Here is a 3,606-nt window from a genome sequence, read left to right on the forward strand (position 1 = left end):
GTTCCGCTTGGGGTGGGGGGCGGGGGGGGGGGCCCCCCCGGGGGGGGGGGCGGGGGGGGGGGCGGGCGCCGCCAGCAGCGGTGCATTGGCGAGACCCGCGACCAGCGCCAACGGAAGAAGCAGGGCAGCAGTACGCATCAACGATTCCTCGTGTAGAGCCGAGCCCATGCTCGGCTGCAGTGGTTGCCTCAAGCCGAGCGCAGGCTCGGCTCTACAGGGGAAACGTATCGATCAATACGCCGCAGTGATGATCTGCTTCGGATACTTTCCCGCTTCCAGCTCGGCCACGAACGCGGCACCGTAATCGGCGTAGCTGATGCGGCTGTGGCCGCTGGCATCGGCCAGGAAGGTCTTGGCCTGCACGCGGTACTGGCCGCGCTCTTCGCCGGGGCCGATTTCCGCGGCCGGCGAGAAGAAGGTCCAGTCCAGGTCATCCACCGCCTGCAGGCGCTTCAGCGCTTCGCGCGCGGCAAGTGCGTACGGCTTGTAGGCGGCGGGGAAATCCGGGGTGTCGACCAGCTGCACGCCCGGCGCGATCTCCAGGCTGCCGGCGCCACCGACCACCACCACGCGCGGCACCTTGGCCTGGCGTGCGGCGGCGACCAGCTGGTCGGCCACGCTGGCGATCTGGCCGATGTCATCACCCGGGCGCGGGCCATAGGCGCTGGCCAGCACGTCATGGCCGGCGATCACGGCGGCCAGGGCGGCGGTGTCGTCCAGCGCGGCGATGGCCAGCTGGGCACCGGCCAGCTCGGCCGGCAGGTCTTTTTCACTGCGGACCACGGCCGTGACCTGGTGGCCGTGGGCGAGGGCGTGGCGGGCGATCTGGCGGCCGATGTTGCCGGTGGCACCGACGAGGGCGATCTTCATGGCGGGACTCCTTGGGGCGGAATGGGGTGGGAACGAGGCCACTGTAGGCCGCTGCAGTTGCTCGAAAAACAGCGTATAACGCGCTTGTTTGTTGCATGGATCGAGCAGATGGACCGATTGACCGCCATGACCGTGTTCGTCGAAGTGGCCGAGCGTGGCAGCCTGACCGCCGCCGCCGAGGTGCTGGACATGTCCCGCGCGATGGTCAGCCGCTACCTGGCCGAGGTGGAGGGCTGGCTGGGCGCACGCCTGCTGCACCGGACCACGCGGCGGATCAGCCTGACCGGCGCCGGTGAAGCCGCGCTGGCGCGCTTCCGGCAGATGCTGGCCATCGGCGAGGAACTGCAGGGCGAACTGGCCAGCGACGATCCCGAGCCGCACGGCACCCTGCGCATCACCGCCAGCGTATCGTTCGGGCAGAGCCACCTGGCGCGCGCAGTGGCGGCCTTCGTGCAGCGCCACCCGGCCGCGCGCATCGAACTGCTGCTGGTCGACCGCATGGTCAACCTGGTGGAGGAGCGCGTGGACCTGGCCGTGCGCATCGCCCGCCAGATCGATCCCAGCCTGATCGCGCGACGGCTGGCCACCTGCCGTTCGGTGCTGTGCGCCACGCCTGCCTACCTGCAGGCACACGGCACGCCCAGCGCGCCGGAGCAGCTGCCCGCGCACAACTGCCTCACCCACCACTACGTCGGCAGGAGCCTGTGGCAGCTGCATCGCGACGGTCGCTCGCTGTCGGTGGCGGTGGGCGGCAACATCAGCGCCAACGAAGCTTCCCTGCTGCTGGAAGCCGTGCGCGCCGGTGCCGGCATCGCCATGCTGCCGACCTACCAGGTGGCACCGCTGCTGCGTTCGGGCGAACTGGTGCAGCTGCTGCCGGCCTATGCGCTGGACGAGCTGGGCATTCATGCCGTGTACGCATCGCGTCGACAGCAGCCCGCTATCATGCGGCGGTTCCTGGATTTCCTGGCCGAGTGTTTCGCCAGCCCGGCATTCCAGGATCTGGATTGGCGCCCACCGGTCAAGGAGGACACATGAACCATGGACAGGGACTGCTCGAGCACAACCGCGCGGCGTGGGACCGCCAGGCACGCGAGGCCAGCGACTGGTCGCGCCCGGTCGATGCCGAAACCATCGCTGCCGCACGCCAGGGACGCTGGCAGGTCCACCTGACACCCCGCCCGCTGCCGCTGGACTGGCTGGGCGATGTACGCGGCCGCCGCATTCTCTGCCTGGCATCGGCCGGTGGCCAGCAGGCGCCGGTGCTGGCCGCCGCTGGCGCGGTGGTCACCGTGTTCGATCTGTCCGACGGGCAGCTGGCGCAGGACCGCCGCGTGGCCGAGCGCGATGGGCTGTCACTGCGCACCGTGCAGGGCGACATGGGTGACCTGCATGCCTTCGCCGATGGCAGCTTCGATGTGGTGTTCCACCCCATTTCGAACCTGTACGTGCCCGACGTGCGCCCGGTCTGGGCCGAGTGCCAGCGCGTGCTGGCCCAGGATGGCCTGCTGCTGGCCAGCTTCTACAACCCGGTGGTGTTCGTGGGCGCGCGCGATCCGCAGCTGCAGGAACAGGGCCTGATCCGCCCGCGGTACGCCATTCCGTATTCGGACCTGGAAGACCTGCCGGCCGAAGAGCGCGAGGCCAAGCTGGCCCGTGGTGAAGCACTGACCTTTGGCCACAGCCTGGGCGACCTGATCGGTGGCCAGCTCGATGCCGGCTTCGTGGTCGAGCGCTTCATGGAAGACTGGCAGCCGCGCCCGCGTTTCCTGATCGACCGCTACCTGCCCACCTTCCTGGCCACCCGTGCCCGCCGGATCGGCTGAGGCGGGCGCGGAAATGCCGGGGCGTACAATGGACGGCCCACGTCGTACAGGTACCGTCCCTTGTCGTATCCCTATCCGTTGGTTGTGTTTGATCTGGACGGCACGCTCGTGGACAGCGCGGCTGACATTGCCGAAGCGCTGAACCGCACGCTGGAAGACATCGGCGTGGCACGCGTGCCCGAAACCACCGTGCTGGGCTGGATCGGTGAAGGCGTGCGGCGGCTGGTCGAGCAGGCCGTGCATGCCGCCGGTCGCGACGTGGACCTGGCCGAGGTGATGCCGACCTTCATGGTGCATTACCGCGAATGCCTGCTGCGCAGCCCGCGCCTGTTCGATGGCGTGCCGGAAGCCCTGGCCCTGCTGCGCGCGCGCGGCGTGCCGCTGGCCATCTGCACCAACAAGCCGGCCGCGCTGGTGCCGCCGTTGCTGCAGCACCTGGGCATTGCGGATGCGTTTTCGCTGGTGCTGGGCGGTGATTCGCTGCCGCAGCGCAAGCCCAGTGGCGAGCCGCTGCGGCACATCGCCGCGCACTTCGGGCAGGCGGTGGACGCCTGCCTGATGGTGGGTGATTCGCTCACCGATTACCGTGCCGCCGAAGACGCCGGCATGCCGATCGCGCTGGTGCGCTACGGCTATCCGCGTGGCCTGGACCTGGACAACGCGCACGCCGTGGCGGTCATCGACGATCTGCGTGAACTGCCGGGGCTGGCATCAGGCATTCCGACGCCGTGATCCGTTCGCCGGGCATGGCCCGGCGCTACCGACGCGCCCATGTAGAGCCGAGCCTACGCTCGGCTGCTCGGCTCTACAGTAGATCGACGCCATGCGTCGATGGCGGCATGCCGACGCCGTGATCCGCTCGCCGGGCATGGCCCGGCGCTACCGACGCGCCCATGTAGAGCCGAGCCTA

General features: G+C 69.6%; 4 protein-coding genes. 3 read left to right on the plus strand and 1 reads right to left on the minus strand.

The annotated features are described in order from the left end of the window. Positions 1–231: 231 nt before the first annotated feature. Positions 232–870, minus strand: a complete 639-nt coding sequence (locus IAE41_RS22010) for an NAD(P)H-binding protein (protein ID WP_200734566.1) — start codon at positions 868–870, stop codon at positions 232–234. A 108-nt stretch (positions 871–978) separates the two neighbouring features. Between IAE41_RS22010 and IAE41_RS22015 the strand changes: the two genes are divergently transcribed. From IAE41_RS22015 to gph, 3 genes are read left to right on the plus strand one after another with little or no spacing between them, the layout of a single operon-like run. Beyond that, positions 979–1,908, plus strand: coding sequence for a LysR family transcriptional regulator (locus IAE41_RS22015; RefSeq protein WP_200734567.1), 930 nt, complete (start codon positions 979–981; stop codon positions 1,906–1,908). Beyond that, positions 1,905–2,696, plus strand: coding sequence for a class I SAM-dependent methyltransferase (locus tag IAE41_RS22020; protein ID WP_200734568.1), 792 nt, complete (start codon positions 1,905–1,907; stop codon positions 2,694–2,696). Before IAE41_RS22015 ends, IAE41_RS22020 begins: the two co-directional genes overlap by 4 nt. A gap of 60 nt (positions 2,697–2,756) precedes the next feature. Then, positions 2,757–3,428: a phosphoglycolate phosphatase gene (gene gph, locus IAE41_RS22025; protein WP_200734569.1), complete on the plus strand. Its 672-nt coding sequence runs from the start codon at positions 2,757–2,759 to the stop codon at positions 3,426–3,428. Positions 3,429–3,606: the final 178 nt, after the last annotated feature.

Source organism: Stenotrophomonas sp. S39, assembly GCF_016624665.1.
Classification (GTDB): Bacteria; Pseudomonadota; Gammaproteobacteria; order Xanthomonadales; family Xanthomonadaceae; genus Stenotrophomonas.

Coding starts and splice junctions, on each gene's coding strand:
- IAE41_RS22010 (WP_200734566.1), bottom strand. CDS start 870: ATGAAGATCGCCCTCGTCGGTGCCACCGGCAACATCGGCCGCCAGATC.
- IAE41_RS22015 (WP_200734567.1), top strand. CDS start 979: ATGGACCGATTGACCGCCATGACCGTGTTCGTCGAAGTGGCCGAGCGT.
- IAE41_RS22020 (WP_200734568.1), top strand. CDS start 1,905: ATGAACCATGGACAGGGACTGCTCGAGCACAACCGCGCGGCGTGGGAC.